Origin of the sequence: Microvirga tunisiensis, from assembly GCF_009296175.1 — a bacterium.
In the GTDB taxonomy this organism is placed as follows: Bacteria; Pseudomonadota; Alphaproteobacteria; order Rhizobiales; family Beijerinckiaceae; genus Microvirga; species Microvirga tunisiensis.
Genome location: NZ_VOSK01000130.1, coordinates 1 through 17,862, shown reverse-complemented (window position 1 = coordinate 17,862; position 17,862 = coordinate 1). Strand labels below are relative to the sequence as shown.

Genomic DNA, 17,862 nt, shown 5'->3' with positions numbered 1-17,862 from the left:
TGCAGACCTTCCTCGATGCAATCCCGTTAGCGAAGGAGAAGATGATCGCCGCTTGAAAACATCATCGGACAGATGAGCCCGACCAACTCTCGGACGCCAAATGTCAGATCAAGTTCCAGCTACTACACATGAGACGTGCTCCTTGCATGGCTCGAAGCCCCACAGCTTACGAACAAGCGGGGCAGAAGCACGGCCGGACCATCCCATTAGGAGACCTCTCTCACCTCACCAACATGAGTAGTTGCGGGACAGGCTTCATCGGGAACCCACCGCAGGACAGCTAGATGGCGGCGGTGAGATCCCCACCTTCATCGGCCGGCTCCGAACCCTGCATTCGCCAGGCGACGACAACCAGCCAGATCATCCACATCAGGCTCAGGACCCAGGCCAGCACAATGACGACTGAATGCGTGGGCGAGAAGCCCTCGGAGCCAGCTACCCAGCCCTGCACCAGATAAGCAAGGCCGGAGAGCCCCATCAGGTAGGCTATTGGTCTCGGAGCCCAAGCCGTCCGCACCATCGCGGCCGCGAACAGGAGCAAAGCGAGGCCCAGTGCGAAATCGTGATAGCTCCTCAGTCCCCATTCAAGCCAGCGGATGGTCTCGGCGCTCGCAAAGCGCGCCGCCTTCTCGGCATCGGGGGCGCTCGCCCACGCGTTCACGGCCTGCTTGAGGGCGACCCCGTCCACCGCCTGGAGCACACCGTACAGCGCTAGTGCCGCCACCGCCGAAGCGGCACCAAAGCAACCCGCCCATCGTGCCATTCCAGCCTGCACGTCCAGGGCGTAAAACAGGGCGAGCAGCCCCGCCAGCAGGATCGCCATGCTGGCGAACTGGCCGAGGTGCACGGCCGTCCAGATCCGGTTGCCGGCGTACGCGGCGAAGATGGCGGGATGGTTGTTGGCGTCCCCACCGGCGTGGAACTGGGTGACCACGATGTACAGGAGTTGTCCCGCGAGCAGCAGCCCGGCCGAAAGGCGCAGCGCCGTACGGGGGCTGAAGGTTCTGTTGGTCATCACCATGCTCCTCATCCAATCCGCATCCGGTCTGAGAACCGCCTCTCGTGCCGAGGACGATGTCCTGACCGACGCCGGTGGAGGCGGCGCCATGATCCGTCTCGGGCTAGTCTTCCGTCTGGATGGCAAACAGGAAGCTGTGTGATAAGCTTCGGCATTGCAAGACGTGCCTTGGCTCGGGGATCTGACTGGCACTCACTTGGGGAACTGCCTCGCGCAGGATCCTGGGTGTGCACCTTCAGTGGCGTTGCTCAGTAACGGAGATCGCCAGGATGATCACCCGAGATCCCGCGGATGATACGGTCGTCCCCTCCTCCACAGTCGCAAGCCCAACCCGGCAAGAGGCCCACGAGTGGCCAAGCCTTCGGAGCGCAGTTGCCCGGGCAAGGCAAGCAATCAGCCGGGAGCCGAGTTCCGCCCGCCGCAAACCGAAGTGGCACCTGATCTACTTCGCCTTGGCTACGTTCGACATCCTGACAGTGGCGGGAAGCCTCGCCCTCAATCACAGGATCATGGAGATCTACTCCGACTCCGTTGCCATCAACCAGCTCTGGGCCGACCGGCTTGCCAGCTTCTCCGACCTCGGTCAGGTCGCCTCCGAGGTGAACGCGCCTGGGAATGACGTCTTCGACACCCGCGACATGGCCAGGGAAACCACGCGCAGGGACGAGGCGCTCGTGGTCTTCAACAGGCAGCTCGAGGCCACCCGGGCCGATCTCATGGCCTCCGTCACACCGGAACAGGCGGAGCCGCTTCTCAACAGGCTCAAGGCTGTCTCGGCCGCCATGAACGACATGTCCGCCGAAGCCGACCTGATCTTCGGCTATTTCCGCGCCGGCGAGACGGACAAGGCCGGCCAGCGGATGGCCACGATGGACCGCAAGTATGCCCGGGTGAATGCGGAACTTGCGGGCCTGAGTGGGCAGGTCCGCGAGATCCAGAAGCGGCATTTCCTGGACCAGGTTGCGGCGGCCGAATACCTGAAGAGGTTCGAGTACCTGATCGGTGCCCTGATCGTCCTGATGGTCGCCGGGGTCACGTTCTACGGGCACAAGATCGCCAGGAAGGTCCGGGCCGACGAGGAGGCTCTGGAGCAATATGCCATCAGCCTGAGCAGGGCGCGCGACGAGGCGGCAGCCGCCAGCAAGGCCAAGTCAGCCTTCCTGGCGAACATGAGCCACGAACTGCGCACGCCTCTGAACGCCATCAACGGCTACAGCGAGATGCTCCTCGAGGAGGTCGACGATCTCGGTCAAGTAGAGCTCAGGCCGGACCTGGAGAAGATCCGCTCGGCCGGCAAGCATCTGCTGGGCCTGATCAACGACATCCTGGACCTGTCGAAGATCGAGGCCGGCAAGATGGACGTCTTCGTCGAAACCCTCGACATGCCTGCCCTGCTGGGGGAGGTGCGGGCGGTCGTGAGACCCCTGATGGAGAAGAACGGCAACGAGTTCGTCGTCCGCCACCCGCCCGACCTGGGCACCATGCGCTCGGACCAGACCAAGGTGCGCCAGATCCTCTTCAACCTGCTCAGCAACGCAACGAAGTTCACCACTCAGGGCCGGATCACACTCGAGGTCAGGCGTCTTGCAAGGGAGGATGGCGATTGGATCGAGTTCGAGGTCTCGGATACGGGCATCGGGATGACGCCAGAACAGATCACAAAACTGTTCTCGGCGTTCAGCCAGGCTGATGCATCGACGACCCGGAACTATGGCGGAACCGGGCTCGGGCTGGCGATCACCAAGCATTTCTGCCTCATGCTCGGCGGTGACGTGACGGTCCGCAGCGAGCACGGCAAGGGCTCAGCCTTCATCGTCACCCTCCCGGCGGTTTGCCCTGGCACCGGCGAGGCGCTGCCGGCTGGACGGGCCGAGGGTACGGCGGGCACGGTGCTGGTCATCGACGACGAGCGCGCCACGCATGACCTGCTGGAGCGTGAGCTCGCGGCACGCGGGTATCGGGTGGTGCATGCGGCCGGTGGACGCGAGGGCGTGCGCCTTGCGCGGGAGGTGCGGCCCGACGCCATCACGCTCGATATCATCATGCCCGAGTTCGACGGCTGGGCGGTGTTGCGGGAGCTCAAGGGCGATCCGGACCTGAGAGGCATCCCGGTGGTCCTGGTCACGGTTTTGGGGGACCGGGAGATGGGCTATGCCCTCGGAGCCGCGGACTACCTGACAAAGCCTGTCGACGCGGATGCCTTGCTCCGGGTTCTGGGGCGCTTCCATGCCGGCGACGGCGACACCCCGGTCCTTGTGGTGGACGACGACCCGATCACGCGCGAAATGCTGCGCCGGATCCTGTCGAAGCGGGGCTGGTCGGTGGCCGAAGCCACCGACGGCTCGGATGCGCTGTCCGTTCTCGGCCGGACCCGGCCTGCCGCGGTCGTCCTGGACCTGATGATGCCCGGGATGGACGGGTTCGAGGTGCTCGATGCGATGCGCCGGGAGGCCGCCTGGCGTGATATCCCGGTTGTGGTCGTCACGGCAAAGGACCTGACCTCCGAGGAGGTTTCGTGGCTGAACCAGCATGCCGAGCGGGTCTTCCAGAAGGGAGCCTACAAGCGGTCCGAGCTCGTCGGCGTCGTTCACGACATGATCGCGAAAGGCAGGGGAACGGGAGCCTCACGCCGTCCCGTGGAGACTGCCCGCTAGCCATTCGCTTCCCTTGGCCGAACACCGGAGAAGGTCATGCCCACGATCCTGCTGGTCGAAGACAACGAGATGAACCGGGACATGCTCTCGCGCAGGCTCATGCGCAAGGGATACGAGGTCCTCATTGCCGATGATGGCGCCACGGGGCTGAAGACCGCCACCGAGGAGAAACCCGACCTCATCCTGATGGACATGAGCCTGCCGGTCATCGACGGCTGGGAGGTCACGCGGCGGCTGAAGGCAGATCCCGAGACGCGGGCGGTCCCGGTGATTGCCCTCACGGCGCATGCCCTGTCGACCGACCGGGAGAAGGCCATGGCGGCCGGTTGCGACGACTACGACACCAAGCCGATCGAGCTGGAACGCCTGCTCGAGAAGATCGAGCACCTCCTGAGGGGGGATCCGGAATGAAGCGCGAGCCACCGCCCGCGGACAATGGATCGCCCGTGCCTCTCGTCCGCGATGATCGCGAGCGGGCGCGCCTTGCCCACGTCCGGCAGGAGCTTCTCGCGCCCGTGAATGCGATCGCCGGCTATGCCGACATCCTTCGCGACGAGACTGATCGGCTCGGGCTGTCGTCGATCATGCCGGACATCGAGCGGGTTCTGGCCTCGGCCGAGGCCCTGCTCGGCATCGTCGAAGGATTGCTCGATGCCGGAACCGCAACAGCCCGTCATGAGGGAGAGAGCCTGGCGCATTTCCAGGAGCGCCTCCTGCACGACCTCCGCAACCCCCTGAACGTGATCAAGGGTTACGGCGAGATGCTGCTCGAGGACGTCGCGGATCTCGGCGGGACCGCGCTGCGTCAAGACCTGGAGCGGCTCCTAACCGAGGCGGCCCGCCTCCTCGAAAGTCTCGATTGGATCGTCAACTTTACTCGATACCAAGCCACAGTGGCCGAGGCTGAGGCGGAACGAATGCGGCTCATGGCGGTCGATCCCTTGCTTGCGATGCGCCCTCCGGAGACGTCCCGGGACCGCCCGCGCGAAACGGGCAGGATCCTGGTGGTCGACGACAACGCCAGCAATCGCGGACTTCTCCTGCGCCGGCTTGAGCGCGAGGGTCATCAGACGATCGAAGCTCGGTCAGGTCGGCAAGCCCTACAGATTCTCGACACTGAGGACGTTGACCTGATCCTGCTCGACCTGATGATGCCCGACATGAACGGGCTCCAGGTTCTGGAGCGGCTCAAAGCGCACGAGCGGCTGCGGGACATCCCGGTGATCATGATCTCGGGCCTTCAGGAGACGGCCAGCATCGTTCGCTGCATCGAGGCAGGTGCCGAGGACTACCTGCCCAAGCCGTTCGACCAGGTTCTGCTGCGGGCCCGCATCAATGCCTGCCTGGAGCGGAAGCATTGGCATGATCGCGAGCTTGGCTACCTGGCACAGCTCAAAGCCGAAAAGGAACGATCGGACGCCCTGCTCCGCAACATCCTGCCCGGGCAGATCGTCGGCCGCCTCAACTGCGGCGAGGTGGTGATTGCCGACCGCTTCGAGAACGTTACCATCCTGTTCTGCGACCTGGTGGGGTTCACCAAGGTGGCGGCGCGGATCGCACCAGGTCACCTCGTCGAGAACCTCAACCGGATCTTTTCCGCCTTTGATACCCTCGCGGCAAGCCTGGGCATCGAGAAGATCAAAACCATCGGCGATGCCTACATGGCCGCCGCGGGTCTGCCTGAGGCGAGACTGGACCATGCCGAGGTCATGGGTGAGCTGGCCCTGCAAATGCTCGAGACGCTCGAGCGGCTCAATTACGATGCCAAGATTCGGTTTCGAGCGAGGGTAGGGATGCACGCCGGCCCGGTGGTTGCCGGAGTGATCGGCAGGAACAAGTTCATCTATGACGTCTGGGGGGACACGGTGAATGTTGCCAGCCGGCTCGAGGACGGTAGCCTCCCCGGGCGTATCCAGGTGTCGGACGAATTGCGCGTCGCCCTTGAGCATCGCTACGAGTTCGAGCCTCGCGGCACCATCAACATCCGGGGCAAGGGGCGGATTACGACGGCATTCCTGACCGAGAGAAGGAGGTAGAGATTGGTCAGTTGTCGAGCAGTGGCATCCGCCTGCCGCCTTAGCGTAATCAATAGATTGCCTTGGAGGACCGGGCCGGCACCGTAGGCTCCGTGCTTCTCAAGAAGGTCCGGTGTTCCCCGCTTGAGCAGACATTCGGCTGACTTCCGAGAAGTGCCATTAAGAGACGCTCCCGGTTTATAAGCTGCATTTCGCGGAAGGCTTGTGTGGACTCATCCCCTTTCCGCGTATCCTGAAGTCCAGGCGTGGAGGAACAGATGATTGGCACGCTCCCCGCATTCCATGCCGCCTTCCTCGATAAGGCCCGCGGCACCCTCTCAACCGACCCTCGTATCCAGTCCCTGCTCGCCGGCGGCTCCCTGATCCACGGCGGCATGGATGAGTTCTCCGATCTCGACTTCGTCGTCGTCGTCGAGGACGACTCCTACCCTGAGGTGCTTGCGTCCAGAATGGACATCGCTCGCCGCCTCGGGTCATTGCTGAGTGCATTCACGGGCGAGCACGTGGGGGAGCCCCGTCTCCTAATCTGCCTCTATGGGCCCGAACTTCTCCATATCGACTTGAAGTTCGTCACGATGTCGGACCTGGATCAGCTGGTCGAGCGTCCGATCATTCTCTGGTCACGGGACGAAGGGGCCGTCGAGGAAAGATTGGACCAGGCGGAAATCTCCTGGCCGAACCGGGATCCGGATTGGTTTGAGGCCCGGGCCTGGATCTGGCTCCACTACGGAGCCGCTAGAGCCCTGCGAGAGGAACTGTTCGAGGCCATCAGCATGCTCGCCTTCTTTCGGGATCAGGTTCTCGGCCCCATGCTCCACCGCCGTGCGGGGCGCCCGCAGCGCGGTGTGCGACGCGTAGAGGCGTATGGGCTTGATGACACGGGGCAACTGGCCGCTACAGTCGCACGCCATGATTTTGGATCGGTGAAGGCAAGTCTGGTTGCTGCCATCGACCTTTATCTTACGCTCCGTGCAGACGAGCCACCGCGCTCAGAGGTGGAAGGCATGCCCCAAGCCCTGTTCGAGTTCCTAGGGCACGAGGCTGACAATGCAGCAAGATTGTAAGTTGGCCGCTGGGGCTCCTTGAGGCGAGTTACCCGTAACTGCCTTTACGGAACCGGCGTAAAGCCGAAATGTTCGAATTGTTCAAGGCAATGGCTCCTTTATCCATTGCCGGCTCGGGTTGGTCCGTTAACCTCATGCCCGCTCAGCCGACCAAGGAGTCAGTCAATGACCGGCCGGAAGCAAGAGGAACGCTCATGATTGCCCTGGCGAACCCCACACGCCGACCCTCATGCTTCTTGCCGGGTGAGTCCACGTACATGTTCTAATTTTCCGTCCTAGTTCGGCCCTGCTGACGGAGCCGACATGAGAAGACTATTCCTCGGCATAAAACCTGGGAGAACGCCCATGCCTCACCCCCACACCGGCGCATCCGAACGCTTCCGCTGCGCGAAACGCGACCTGCTGACCGCCAGCGCCCTTTCCTTGCTCATGCTCGGGAGTGCTTCCGCCCAGGCGCAGGATCAGAAGGCTGCATCCTGCGCCGCCCTGACGGGCCGAACGGTGGCCGCAGATGCTATCGGACTGCCGACGAAGGGCGCCACCATTGCCTCAGCCAAACTCACCGCGGCTACCCCCGCCGGACAGGATGCGAGGGGCGGCTTCACGCCGGCGCAACCGGAGTACTGCCAGATCCTGGGGAGCATTGCTCCTGTCGACTCAAACGCGCCAGCCATCCGGTTTCAACTCAATCTGCCGTCCACCTGGAACGGCAAGGCGGTGCAGTACGGCGGAGGCGGCTTCAACGGCATCCTGATCACCGGCCTTGCGGCGCTGCGCGACACCCCGCCCGGCGCGGAAACCCCGCTCTTCCAGGGCTATGCCACTTTTGGAACCGACTCCGGCCATCAGGAGGAGAGCCTCCCCGAGATTCAGGCGTTCGCCCTCAACGAGGAAGCTCTAACCAACTTCGCCCATGCTTCGTATAAGAAGACCCGTGACGTCGCGGTAGCGCTGATCCGCGACTTCTATGGTCGGCCGCCGGGCCGCACCTACTATTTCGGTGGCTCCGAGGGCGGTCGGGAGGGGCTCGTCGTCGCGCAGCGCTATCCGGCCGACTACGACGGTATCGTCAGTGCCGTCCCGGTGATCAACTGGGTTGCATTACAAGCCTCGGGCACCTACCGCGGCGGCACCATGCAGCAGAAGGAAGGATGGCTCAACGCGGCCAAGGTCGCCGCCGTGCGCAGAGGCGTTCTGACCGCCTGCGACGGATTGGATGGGCTCACCGACGGGCTCATCAGCCATCCGGATGCCTGCGCCAAGGCCTTCGACGTCAAGGCACTGCGTTGCCCCGATGGTGCTGACAGCGGCGAGTCCTGCCTGTCGGACCGGCAGGTCGCAACCATGCAGGCGTTGCGCACGCCCTACCAACTGCCCTTCGACCTTGCCAATGGCCTCACCACCTATCCGGCCTTCGGCTACGGCGGCGAAGACCAGCCGGGCGGCATGCTCGATTGGAGCACCGGGCCGGAGGCGCCACAGATGCCGCTTCCGGCCCCCAATCGGCAGGGGCGGATCTGGTACTACGGCGGTGGGGCGATGCGATACTTCATCGCTCGTGACCCGAAGCTCGACCCGCGCAGCTTCGATCCTGCGGCCTACACGGAGCGCATGCGCGCGGTGTCGGAGCTGATGGATGCGACCAATCCCGATCTCTCCGCTTTCCTGACCCGAGGCGGCAAGCTGATCCTCAAAGAGAACATGGCCGATTACGCACAGAGCCCGTATGCGGGGATCGAGTACTACCGCTCGGTCGTTGCACGCATGGGACAGGAGACGACGGATCGCTTCGTGCGTCTCTATCTGACCCCAGGGGCCAATCATACGGGACGAGTGTTCAGTGGCATCGACCGGACGCCCCTGCCGAGCCACGTGAACCTGCTGGAAGAGCTTGACGCGTGGGTCGAGCAAGGACGAGCACCGGCCGACATGCTGAGGCTCACGGCGCATGAGGCGAAGCCCCCGTACTCCATCACGGCATCCCGGCCGATGTGCCGTTGGCCTCTTTATCCGCGCTATAACGGGTCAGGTGATCAGCGCGCAACCGAGAGCTTTACCTGCACGGCCCCGTGACTGTGGCGGCTCCTGGAGACAAGCACACAAACCCGGCTCGGCGGAACCGTGGAACTGCTTCCGCAGCCCGCCGAGCTCTGCAATCATGCTCGCTTTCCACATGTGGTGCACGGAAGGCGCCATCGTCTCTGAAGGCTAACCCGGTTCAAAGACGTCTTGCCAAAGCCAACGAACTTCCGCTGTGGGTCAAACTGAGCCATTGAGCGTGGCTTTGTGAAGGTCAGCTTACCCTAAGAGCTGCGGAAGTTCGGCTTTCGTCCGCCTCGTGCCAGAACCAGACCTTCGTTCCACCGCCGGTCCTCATTCCATGAACATGATGCGCCCGCTGGCGACATCATGCATCGCCGCGACGATTCTGAGATCCTTCCGGCCGACCAAATCCCTAAGAACCTCGCTGTCGCGTTGAAGACCTTGGGCAGCCAACCTGGCATTCGTCGTCGCCACCTGCTGCACGAAGTCCTTGTTCTTCGAGGTGTGCTCCCCGGGAGCATCCCTATTGGCCTCAATCGCCGGCTTGATGCGGTTCAACAGGTCGGTAAGCTTTCCGAGCACGGCTCCATCAATGGCGCCCTTGACTGCGCCGCACTCGCTGTGGCCCAGCACGACGATCAGCTTCGCCCCGGCCAGCTTGGTGGCGAACTCGGCACTGCCGACGACGTCATCGTCGGCGACGTTGCCGGCGATGCGCGCGCTGAAGATGTCGCCGATGCGCTGATCGAACACCAGTTCCGGCGGCACGCGGGAATCGATGCAGCCGATGACCAGCGCGAACGGAAACTGCCCACCTGCGGTCGACCTGACCTGAGCGAGCAGGTCGCAGTTGCGCATATTCTGCGACAGGAAACGCTCGTTGCCAGCCTTGAGCTCCGCCAGAGCATCGTCGGGGCTCAGCGCCGCCTGCCGCTGTTGGGTCGTCGCCACACACTGATCGGCGGCAAACGCTTTCCCGAAACTCACCGCGGTGCCGGCTAAGGCTCCCGCGCAGCAGAAGTGCCGTCGTGACAACATCTCACCCTCCCTCTGTGGAGCCGACGCCGTATCGTCGCTGTCATCATTCTGCTGCCGCGCCCTTCAGGGCCAGTGTTGCCTCGGAAGTCTGCTCGGACACGTTCGTCTCGGCGGGCGGGTTGATCCGGAACCATGCCACGTACAATGCCGGCAGGAAGACCAGCGTCAGCCCGGTCGCAACCGCAAGGCCGCCCATGATCGCGTAGGCCATCGGCCCCCAGAACACCGTCGGGGCAATCGGGATCATGCCCAGGATCGCCGCCGCCGCGGTCAGCAGGATCGGCCGGAAGCGGTGCACCGTCGCTTCCACGACGGCGTCCCAGGGATGCAGCCCGTGTGCCCGCTCGGTCTCGACCTGGTCGATCAGGATCACCGAGTTGCGCGCGATCATGCCGACGAGTGCCAGGATGCCCAGGATCGCCACGAACCCGAGTGGCTTGTTGGCCAGCAGCAGCGCCAGGACGACCCCGATCAGGCCGAGCGGCGCAACGCTCAGCACCAGGAACATCCGTTGGAAGCTCTGGAGCTGCACCATGAGCAGGATGAGCATCAATCCCATCATCAGGGGCACGACCGCGATCACCGACGCCTGGGACTTGGCGCTCTCCTCCACCGTGCCGCCGACGGCCACACGGTAGCCGCTGGGCAGGGTCGCATTCAGCTCGTCCATCCTGGATGCAAGCTCCCTGACGACCGACGCCGACTGAACCCCGGGCGCGACATCCGCCTGCACGACGAGGCTCGGCACCCGGTCCCGGCGCCAAACCAGCGGATACTCCTGACCGTAGTCGACGGAGGCGAGCTGGGTGATCGGCACCGTGCGGCCGTTCGGCAAGGGGAGCTGGAGGTTGCGCAGGGCCGCCAGCGAGGTGCGCTGTTCACTCCCGGCGCGGACGACGACGTCAACGAGATAGATGCCGTCCCGCACCTGGGTCACCGATCCGCCGGTCACCACGCCGTTGATGGCCTGCGCCACGTCCTGGGAGCTCAGGCCCAGAAGCCGGGCCTCGTCCTGGTTGACGCGGATCCGCAAGGTCCGCGCCGGCTCGATCCACTCGAAGTTGATCTTCTGGACGTAGGGAGCCGAGCCCATCACGTCGGCAACCTTGAACGCGGTCTCGCGCACGGTGTTCACGTCGGGGCCGGTGACGCGATATTGCAGCGGCCAGCCCACCGGCGGCCCAAGCTCCAGGGGGTACACGCGGCCGACCACGCTTGGGAACTCGGTCTCGAGGATCTTCTCAAGCCGGGCATGGACCCGCTCCCGCGCCTCCAGGCTCCTGGTCACGATCACCACCTGGGAGAAGAAGTCGCTCGGAAGCTGGACGTTCAGAGGCAGATAGAACCGGACCGCGCCGCGGCCGACGTAGGTGCTCCAGTGGTCGATGTCGCCGTCGCCCTTCAGGATTCCGTCGAGCCGGCCGGCCACCGCCTCGCTCGCGTAGATCGAGGCGTTCTGCGGCAGCTTGAGGTCGACGAGCAGCTCGGGGCGGTCGGAGGCCGGGAAGAACTGCTGCGGGACGGAACGCATCCCGAAGAGCGCGAGCCCGAACAGGGCCAGTGTCACCACGATCGTGACCCAGCGCATGCGCATGGCGCCGACGAGAAAGCGTCGGAATCCGCGCATCACGAACCCCGGCTCGGCATGGGCGTGCTTCGCCTGGCTCGGCAGGAGCCAGACTCCGAGCAGCGGCGAGAACAGGACGGCGACGAACCACGACCCGATGAGCGCCATGGCGACCACGGCGAAGATCGAGAAGGTGTACTCCCCTGCGGAGCTGCGGGCGAAGCCGATGGGCACGAAGCCCGCCACGGTGATGAGCGATCCGGTGAGCATGGGAAAGGCGACCGAGGTGTAGGCGAAGGTGGCGGCATCCGCTTTGCTCGCGCCCTGTTCAATCCGCGTGATCATCGTCTCGACCGTGATCATGGCATCGTCCACCAGGAGACCGAGGGAGATGATCAGCGCACCGAGCGAAATCCGCTGGAGGTCGATGCCGGCGTATTCCATCGTCATGAACACCATGCCGAGGGTCAGCGGGATCGACAGCGCCACGACCGCGCCGGCCCGCAGCCCGAGGCTGATGAAGCTGATCGCCAGGATGATGGCGACGGCCTCCCACAGGGTCTTCATGAATTCCTTGATCGAGTGCTCGACCGTCACCGGCTGGTCGGCCACGAGCACGGGCTCGATGCCGACGGGCAGGTCCCTCCGGATCGCCGCCATCGCGGTCGCGACATTGCGGCCGAGCGCCAGCACGTCGCCGCCGTCCCGCATGGAAATCGCGATCCCGATGGCCGGCTGTCCGTTGACCCTGAACATCGGTTGCGGCGGGTCACCATAGGTGCGCCGGACCGTGGCAAGGTCGCCCAGACGCACTACGCGGCCGTTGGCGACGAAGTTGACCGCCAGCAGATCCTGCTCCGAGCGGAACTCCCCCGACACCCGGATCAGGAGCTTCTCGTTGCCGGTCTCGACCACCCCCGCCGGGGTGACCGCATTCTGCGCCTGAAGGGCCGCGACCAGGGCGTTGCGATCGAGGCCGAGCCCGGCGAGCCGTTCGGTCGAGAACTCGATGTAGATCTTCTCGTCCTGCGCCCCGACCACATCGATCTTGGACACGTCCGGCACTTGGAGGAGCCGCGAGCGGGCATCCTCGACAGCGTCGCGCAGCTCGCGCTGGGTGAAGCCGTCGGCGGTGAATCCGTAGATGAGGCCGTAGGTGTCGCCGAACTCGTCGTTGAACCCCGGACCGACGACGCCTTGGGGCAGGGTGTTGCGGATGTCGCCAATCTTCTTGCGGACCTGATACCAGATGTCCGGGATGTCCCTGGCCCGCACCTCACCCTTCAGGTTGACGAAGATCGTGGTCTGGCCGGGCGTCGTGTAGCTGCGCAGGTAGTCGAGGTGCGGCGTCTCCTGGAGCTTGCGCTCGAGGCGCTCTGTGACCTGCTGGAGCGTGTCCTCGATGGTGGCCCCGGGCCAGGCAGCGTTCACCACCATGGTCTTGACTGAGAAGGCCGGGTCCTCGGCTCGCCCCAGGGCAAGGTAGGAGCCGATCCCCGCGACCATGACGATGAGCATCAGGAAGACGATGAAGGACCGATGGCGGATCGCCCACTCGGACAGGTTCAGTCTCATGACGTCACTCCGAGCAGGCGGACCTTCTGCCCCGGGCGCAGCGCCTGGACGCCGGCGGTGACGACCACGTCGCCGGCCTCGATGCCTTGGGAGACGGTGACGCTGGCCGGGTCGTAGCGGACCACGTCGATGTTGCGCAGCGCCACGGTCTGCGTCGCGGGATCGACCACCCAGACCGCCGGGCGCCCGTTCGCCTCAGTCAGGGCGGTTGCCGGAACCTCGATCACCTCGCCGGAGGTCGCCGAGGCCCGCCCGACCACGGTCGAGCCGAGGCGCATGGCCTCGGGCGGGTCCGTCAGCCCGACCTTGACCTGGTACGTGCGGGTGACCGGGTCGGCCTGTGGCGCGATCTCCCGCACGCGTCCGATGGCCTTGACGCTGGGGTCGTCCGCCAATGCGATGGTGATGGTGGCCTGGCGCGGCCCCATGCGGACGAGGTGCGCCGGCACGTCGAATACGGCGTCCCGCCCACCCTGGCGGGCGACCTGGACGATCATCTGCCCGGCCTTCACAACCTCGCCGGGTTCCGCCCCCTTGGCGGTCACGGTGCCGGGTGCGTCGGCCTGGAGTTCGGTGTAGCCGAGCTGGTCCTGGGCATTGCGCAGTTGCGCCTGCGCGGAATCGACCTGGGCCTCGGCGGTCTGCCGCGCCTGCTGGGCGTCATCGAACTGGGCCCGGGTCGTGTAGCCTTTCTGGAGCAGTCCCTGCTGGCGCTCGAAGGTGTTCCTGGCCTGGGTGAGCTGCCCCGGCGCGGCCGACAGGCTGGCCTGGGCCGAGCGGAGGGCGTTCTGCTGGTTCTGCGGGTCGAGCCGCGCCACGACCTGGCCGGGCTTGACCTGATCGCCGATATTGGCCGACCGCTCCAGCATGCGGCCGTCGGTCCGGAAGGCGAGGCTGACCTCGTCCTGGGCTCGGATCTGACCCGTGAGGGAGACGGACTGCTCGTCGGCGCGGCGCTCCACCGTGACGGTTTTGACCGGCCGGATGTCCGGTGGCGGGGCCTCAGCCTGCTGGCACGCACTCAGCAGCGCGAGGAGGATCAGTGCCGGCCAAGGAGCAGTGCGTCCCGGAATGCTTGAGACGGCGCCAACGGACGTGCCCATGGCATCCTCCTGAGCGCGTGAGCGGCGCTCGCAGGGTCCGCGGACCCTGCGAGATGTCTCGATCGCATGTCGGCAGGTCCAGGAACCCGTCGTTGACAGGTTAGCACACTGGCCGGATGCCTGAAAGGAAAGGAGGCCGCTACGGGCCAAGGTTCAGCACTCCGCCAGCAGCGCATCCAGATCGGCCGTGGAGTGCTTGCCGAGGTCGTCGGCGCTGTTATCGAGGAACTCACTTGCGGCCCGGCGTCCCTCGTTCCGCAGCATCGACACGAACTCCCACTCGCCGTTGAGCTTCGACGATGCCCCGAAGTCAGCCAGCATGTCGCTCCTAATCCGGTGCGTCCGCATCTGGGCCCAGCGCGCGCCCTCTCCCTTTCCGGGATCGGCCACCTGGCGCAGAAGTGCAATCATGCGGAGTTCCTTCATCAAGGACGAGTTGAAGGAAATCTCGTTGAGGCGATTGAGGATCTCAGTGGCCGTGCGCGGCACCTCCGTTCGCTCAGGCGGATTGATCTGCACCAGGATGGTGTCGTGGGCGTCAGTCTCGCGCACCAGCGGCGTGATCGTGGGATTGCCCGCGTAGCCGCCGTCCCAATAGGCCTCGCCATCGATCTCAATGGCGGCGAACATCGTCGGCAGGCAGGCGGACGCGAGAAGCACGTCGGGCGTGATCTCGCCGTTCCGGAAGATGCGCCCGCGCCCGGTCCGGACACTTGTCGCTGTGATGAACAACAGGATCGGGGAGCGGTCCAGGCGTTCGAAATCGATGCTCTCGGCCAGGATGCGGCGCAGCGGGTTGAAGCCAGATGGGTTGAGATCATAGGGCGAGTAAAGTCGCGAGATCAGATCCATCGCCACATAGGCCGGGGACGTGTCGAGCGACCACCGGCCCATGAGGTGGTCCAACGGTGACCGCTGCAACGGGCTGAACGCCGCGGCGTGCGACACCCGCTGCCAGTATGCATCAAGCGCGTTGCGGGCTCCCTCGGCGCCGCCCTGGAGCCAGCCATCCGCCAGCACGGCGGCGTTCATCGCACCCGCCGACGTGCCGGAGATGGCCGCGATCCGAAGCCATGACTCCTCGAGGAGGCGCTCCAGTACCCCCCATGTGAACGCCCCGTGGGATCCCCCACCCTGAAGGGCAAGATCGATCAAGACTGGACTTCGGTTCATGGCGTGCATTCCTTCCCTCTTCCCCGGAGCCACGCGGCAACAGGACTGCAAGGTGAATCCAAACGCGCAAATCCGCCCAGGGCATTCGCCCTCAACCTGGCCTCACGGCACCACGGCGAAGAACAGGAATGCCCCGAAGATCACCAGGTGGACCGCGCCCTGGAGCACCGTGGTCCGGCCGGTGCCCAGCGTGATGACGCCGACGAAGAGCGTCAGCGCCAGCAGGAGCCGGTCCTTCTCGCCCAGTCCGAGTTCGAGAGGCTGGCCGAGCACGATCGAGACGGCGGCGACCGCGGGGATCGTCAGCCCGATCGCCGCCAAGGTCGACCCGAGCGCCAGGTTCAGGCTGGTCTGCAATCGGTTCGCCTGGGCCGCCTTGAGGGCCGCCAGGACTTCGGGAAGCAGGACGATGGCCGCGATGACGATTCCGATCACGGCTTTGGGCAAGCCGAGCCAAGCGATTACCACCTCCAGCGTCGGGGTCAGGGGCTTGGCGAGCGCCACGACGGCCACGAGGGCGACGAGCAGCAGGCCGACGCTGGCCGCAGCCATCCGCTTGGACGGCGGCGGCGCATGCGCGTCCTCGTCGGCGGCCTCGATCGGGAGGAAGTAGTCGCGGTGCCGCACGGTCTGGATGAAGACGAACGCGCCGTAGAGCACCAGCGAGACGATCCCGGCGAAGACAAGCTGCGATGTGCTGAATCCCGGACCAGGCATGCTGGCTACGAGGTTCGGCAGAACCAGCGTTAGCGTGGTGAGCGCCGCCAGGACGGCCAATGCGGCGCTGGCCCCTTGGACCTGGAATCCCTGCTCGTGATGCCGCGCACCGCCCCAGAGCAGGCACAGGCCGACGATGCCGTTCATCACGATCATGACGGCGGCAAAGACCGTGTCCCGGGCCAGCCCGGCCTTCTCGCCCGCAGCCGCGACCATGACGGAGACGATGAGGGCCACCTCAATCACGGTGACGGCGATGGCCAGAACCAGCGTGCCGAACGGCTCGCCGACGCGGTGGGCAACGACCTCGGCGTGGTACACGGCTGCGAACACGGTGGCGATGAGGATGGCCCCGGCCGCTGCGGCCATCGGGCCACCCAGGCCCACGAGGAGCGCCGATAGGAGGACGACCCAAGCGACGACAGGCCAAGTCCATGCCCACCAAGGCATCCGTTCCGCGGTCATGCCGAAACCAGCCTCGCGTTCCATGTCTGCGGGTTGAGAATAGCGTCGACAACTGACGGAAGTGAGGCAAGTGTACCTATTCCCTGACCGCCTCGCGTCATCGCCGAATGACCCCCGCCTGCTGGCCCGCGTCCGGGATAGCCCGTCACCCCCTCCTTCGGCCCACGTGGCACCATCCACTCCCAAGGGCTGCGGATTTCATGAATGTCCGCACCGGGTCGAGCCTGTGTCAAAACGCGGACGGGCCGCTCCGTGGAGCAATTTAATTTCCTATAAGCCCCGACAGACCGAGAAATCTCCGGTACAGAAGCGTGAACTTGTACAAATAGTTCGTCGAGATCAGGGCGGTCTGAGTTTTGACACGGCCTCGGTCAGGCGGTGAACTTCGCTCCCTAACAGGAATGTCCGCTGATCCTATCCAAAGCGGATGTACGGCTAAGGTCGGCCCTGTGCCATAAAGGGACGTTCACGCGGAATGCGGAGCTATCTGGGGCAGAATTTCTGTAACATTCTGCCCCAGATAGCTCCGAGCCTGTGATTCCTAAACCGTAGGCCGGAAGTTCGAGCCTTCCCAAGATCGCTAGCCTTTACAATAGCTTACTCATTTTCCGTTTCCCTGCCGCACCTTTGACTTAGATAGCGGGATAATAAATGGGTAACAGCGACGGAAGCTCAGTCTGGCTGAGGCGGCCCGATTCGGTCGCGAGTGAGGCTACGTCTCGGACGTGAGGCGTCGGTAGTATCCAGCCATAGTTCCATCTGAGCCGCCCTGAGGGCGCTGTTGTTTGACGACATCCGCGCTCGCCTCGAGCGCGTTTGACGCTTTCGCGTATGATTGGGTCCTGAGGCGTCATCAGGCTCAAGTCCCGGCAACAGGTACTGAGTAGGAAGCTCTGTGGCTCCAGCCTCTTCGACGTGCGACTCGGGTGAAGGTGTTTCGCTAGCAGGCTCGTGGTCTCGGAGTGTGCCCTGTGTTGAGGGAGCAATCTCAGACGGGTTGTCGACACGCCCAGCTGGAGCAACATCAGCAGAACCCGACGTAGCCTTACCCAGAGCTTTGGTCTTCGCCCTGCCTTCTGTGTGCCATTCCTCCTGATGCTCTGTGATGTCCCGTACTGGCAGATCGTCAGGTGCAAGACCGTCTATGGGATAGTCATCGTCATCGTATTCAGCGTGCCTAAGCGCGACGTCCGGACCTCTCGTCCTGCCGCTCCTTCCGTTGACCCTCGATGTGGCTCGATGGCGTAGCATACGTGCTCCTAGAGCGCGTTGACATTCAGGCTTTCGACGGACTCGCAAATCTGATTCAAGCTCCTTTTGGGCGCGGAGGCTTGGGTGAGCGGAGTTCGTCTGATGTTGAAAGATCACCAGTGGGATCGGATGGAGCCGCATTTGCCGGGCAAACGCAT

General features: G+C 64.6%; 11 protein-coding genes. 5 read left to right on the top strand and 6 right to left on the bottom strand.

Annotated features, from left to right (window positions below):
• Positions 1-280: 280 nt before the first annotated feature.
• On the bottom strand, positions 281-1,015 hold the full coding sequence (locus FS320_RS24405; RefSeq protein ID WP_152714517.1) for a DUF4386 family protein: 735 nt from the start codon (positions 1,013-1,015) through the stop codon (positions 281-283).
• Positions 1,016-1,287: 272 nt separating this feature from the next.
• Here FS320_RS24405 and FS320_RS24400 point away from each other — a divergent pair, with 272 nt between their 5' ends.
• From FS320_RS24400 to FS320_RS24380, 5 genes are all read left to right on the top strand, one after another.
• Positions 1,288-3,672: a hybrid sensor histidine kinase/response regulator gene (locus tag FS320_RS24400; protein ID WP_152714516.1), complete on the top strand. Its 2,385-nt coding sequence runs from the start codon at positions 1,288-1,290 to the stop codon at positions 3,670-3,672.
• A 36-nt stretch (positions 3,673-3,708) separates the two neighbouring features.
• Complete coding sequence (locus FS320_RS24395; RefSeq protein ID WP_152714515.1) at positions 3,709-4,083, top strand: response regulator; 375 nt, start codon at positions 3,709-3,711, stop codon at positions 4,081-4,083.
• Positions 4,080-5,708 (top strand): adenylate/guanylate cyclase domain-containing protein, encoded by a 1,629-nt coding sequence (locus tag FS320_RS24390; RefSeq protein WP_152714514.1) that lies wholly within the window; start codon positions 4,080-4,082, stop codon positions 5,706-5,708. Before FS320_RS24395 ends, FS320_RS24390 begins: the two co-directional genes overlap by 4 nt.
• A 257-nt stretch (positions 5,709-5,965) precedes the next feature.
• On the top strand, positions 5,966-6,772 hold the full coding sequence (locus FS320_RS24385) for a nucleotidyltransferase domain-containing protein (protein ID WP_152714513.1): 807 nt from the start codon (positions 5,966-5,968) through the stop codon (positions 6,770-6,772).
• A 345-nt stretch (positions 6,773-7,117) separates the two neighbouring features.
• Complete coding sequence (locus FS320_RS24380; RefSeq protein WP_162003209.1) at positions 7,118-8,845, top strand: tannase/feruloyl esterase family alpha/beta hydrolase; 1,728 nt, start codon at positions 7,118-7,120, stop codon at positions 8,843-8,845.
• Positions 8,846-9,145: 300 nt separating this feature from the next.
• Here the strand turns inward: FS320_RS24380 and FS320_RS24375 are convergent, their stop codons facing one another.
• The 5 genes from FS320_RS24375 to FS320_RS24355 all read right to left on the bottom strand — a co-directional run bounded on the left by FS320_RS24375 (position 9,146) and on the right by FS320_RS24355 (position 16,453).
• On the bottom strand, positions 9,146-9,853 hold the full coding sequence (locus FS320_RS24375; RefSeq protein WP_152714511.1) for a carbonic anhydrase family protein: 708 nt from the start codon (positions 9,851-9,853) through the stop codon (positions 9,146-9,148).
• 43 nt (positions 9,854-9,896) lie between these two features.
• On the bottom strand, positions 9,897-12,995 hold the full coding sequence (locus FS320_RS24370) for an efflux RND transporter permease subunit (RefSeq protein WP_152714510.1): 3,099 nt from the start codon (positions 12,993-12,995) through the stop codon (positions 9,897-9,899).
• Complete coding sequence (locus FS320_RS24365) at positions 12,992-14,248, bottom strand: efflux RND transporter periplasmic adaptor subunit (protein WP_244627336.1); 1,257 nt, start codon at positions 14,246-14,248, stop codon at positions 12,992-12,994. The genes FS320_RS24370 and FS320_RS24365 overlap by 4 nt, the downstream gene beginning before the upstream one ends.
• A gap of 3 nt (positions 14,249-14,251) precedes the next feature.
• Positions 14,252-15,271, bottom strand: coding sequence for a patatin-like phospholipase family protein (locus FS320_RS24360; protein WP_162003208.1), 1,020 nt, complete (start codon positions 15,269-15,271; stop codon positions 14,252-14,254).
• Positions 15,272-15,373: 102 nt separating this feature from the next.
• Complete coding sequence (locus FS320_RS24355; RefSeq protein ID WP_202882891.1) at positions 15,374-16,453, bottom strand: calcium:cation antiporter; 1,080 nt, start codon at positions 16,451-16,453, stop codon at positions 15,374-15,376.
• Positions 16,454-17,862 lie beyond the last annotated feature (1,409 nt).

Bases quoted from the DNA above. Each gene is read 5' to 3' on its own strand.
- FS320_RS24395 (WP_152714515.1), top strand. From the start codon at position 3,709: ATGCCCACGATCCTGCTGGTCGAAGACAACGAGATGAACCGGGACATG.
- FS320_RS24355 (WP_202882891.1), bottom strand. From the start codon at position 16,453: ATGACCGCGGAACGGATGCCTTGGTGGGCATGGACTTGGCCTGTCGTC.
- FS320_RS24385 (WP_152714513.1), top strand. From the start codon at position 5,966: ATGATTGGCACGCTCCCCGCATTCCATGCCGCCTTCCTCGATAAGGCC.
- FS320_RS24375 (WP_152714511.1), bottom strand. From the start codon at position 9,853: ATGTTGTCACGACGGCACTTCTGCTGCGCGGGAGCCTTAGCCGGCACC.
- FS320_RS24380 (WP_162003209.1), top strand. From the start codon at position 7,118: ATGCCTCACCCCCACACCGGCGCATCCGAACGCTTCCGCTGCGCGAAA.
- FS320_RS24400 (WP_152714516.1), top strand. From the start codon at position 1,288: ATGATCACCCGAGATCCCGCGGATGATACGGTCGTCCCCTCCTCCACA.
- FS320_RS24360 (WP_162003208.1), bottom strand. From the start codon at position 15,271: ATGAACCGAAGTCCAGTCTTGATCGATCTTGCCCTTCAGGGTGGGGGA.
- FS320_RS24405 (WP_152714517.1), bottom strand. From the start codon at position 1,015: ATGACCAACAGAACCTTCAGCCCCCGTACGGCGCTGCGCCTTTCGGCC.
- FS320_RS24370 (WP_152714510.1), bottom strand. From the start codon at position 12,995: ATGAGACTGAACCTGTCCGAGTGGGCGATCCGCCATCGGTCCTTCATC.
- FS320_RS24390 (WP_152714514.1), top strand. From the start codon at position 4,080: ATGAAGCGCGAGCCACCGCCCGCGGACAATGGATCGCCCGTGCCTCTC.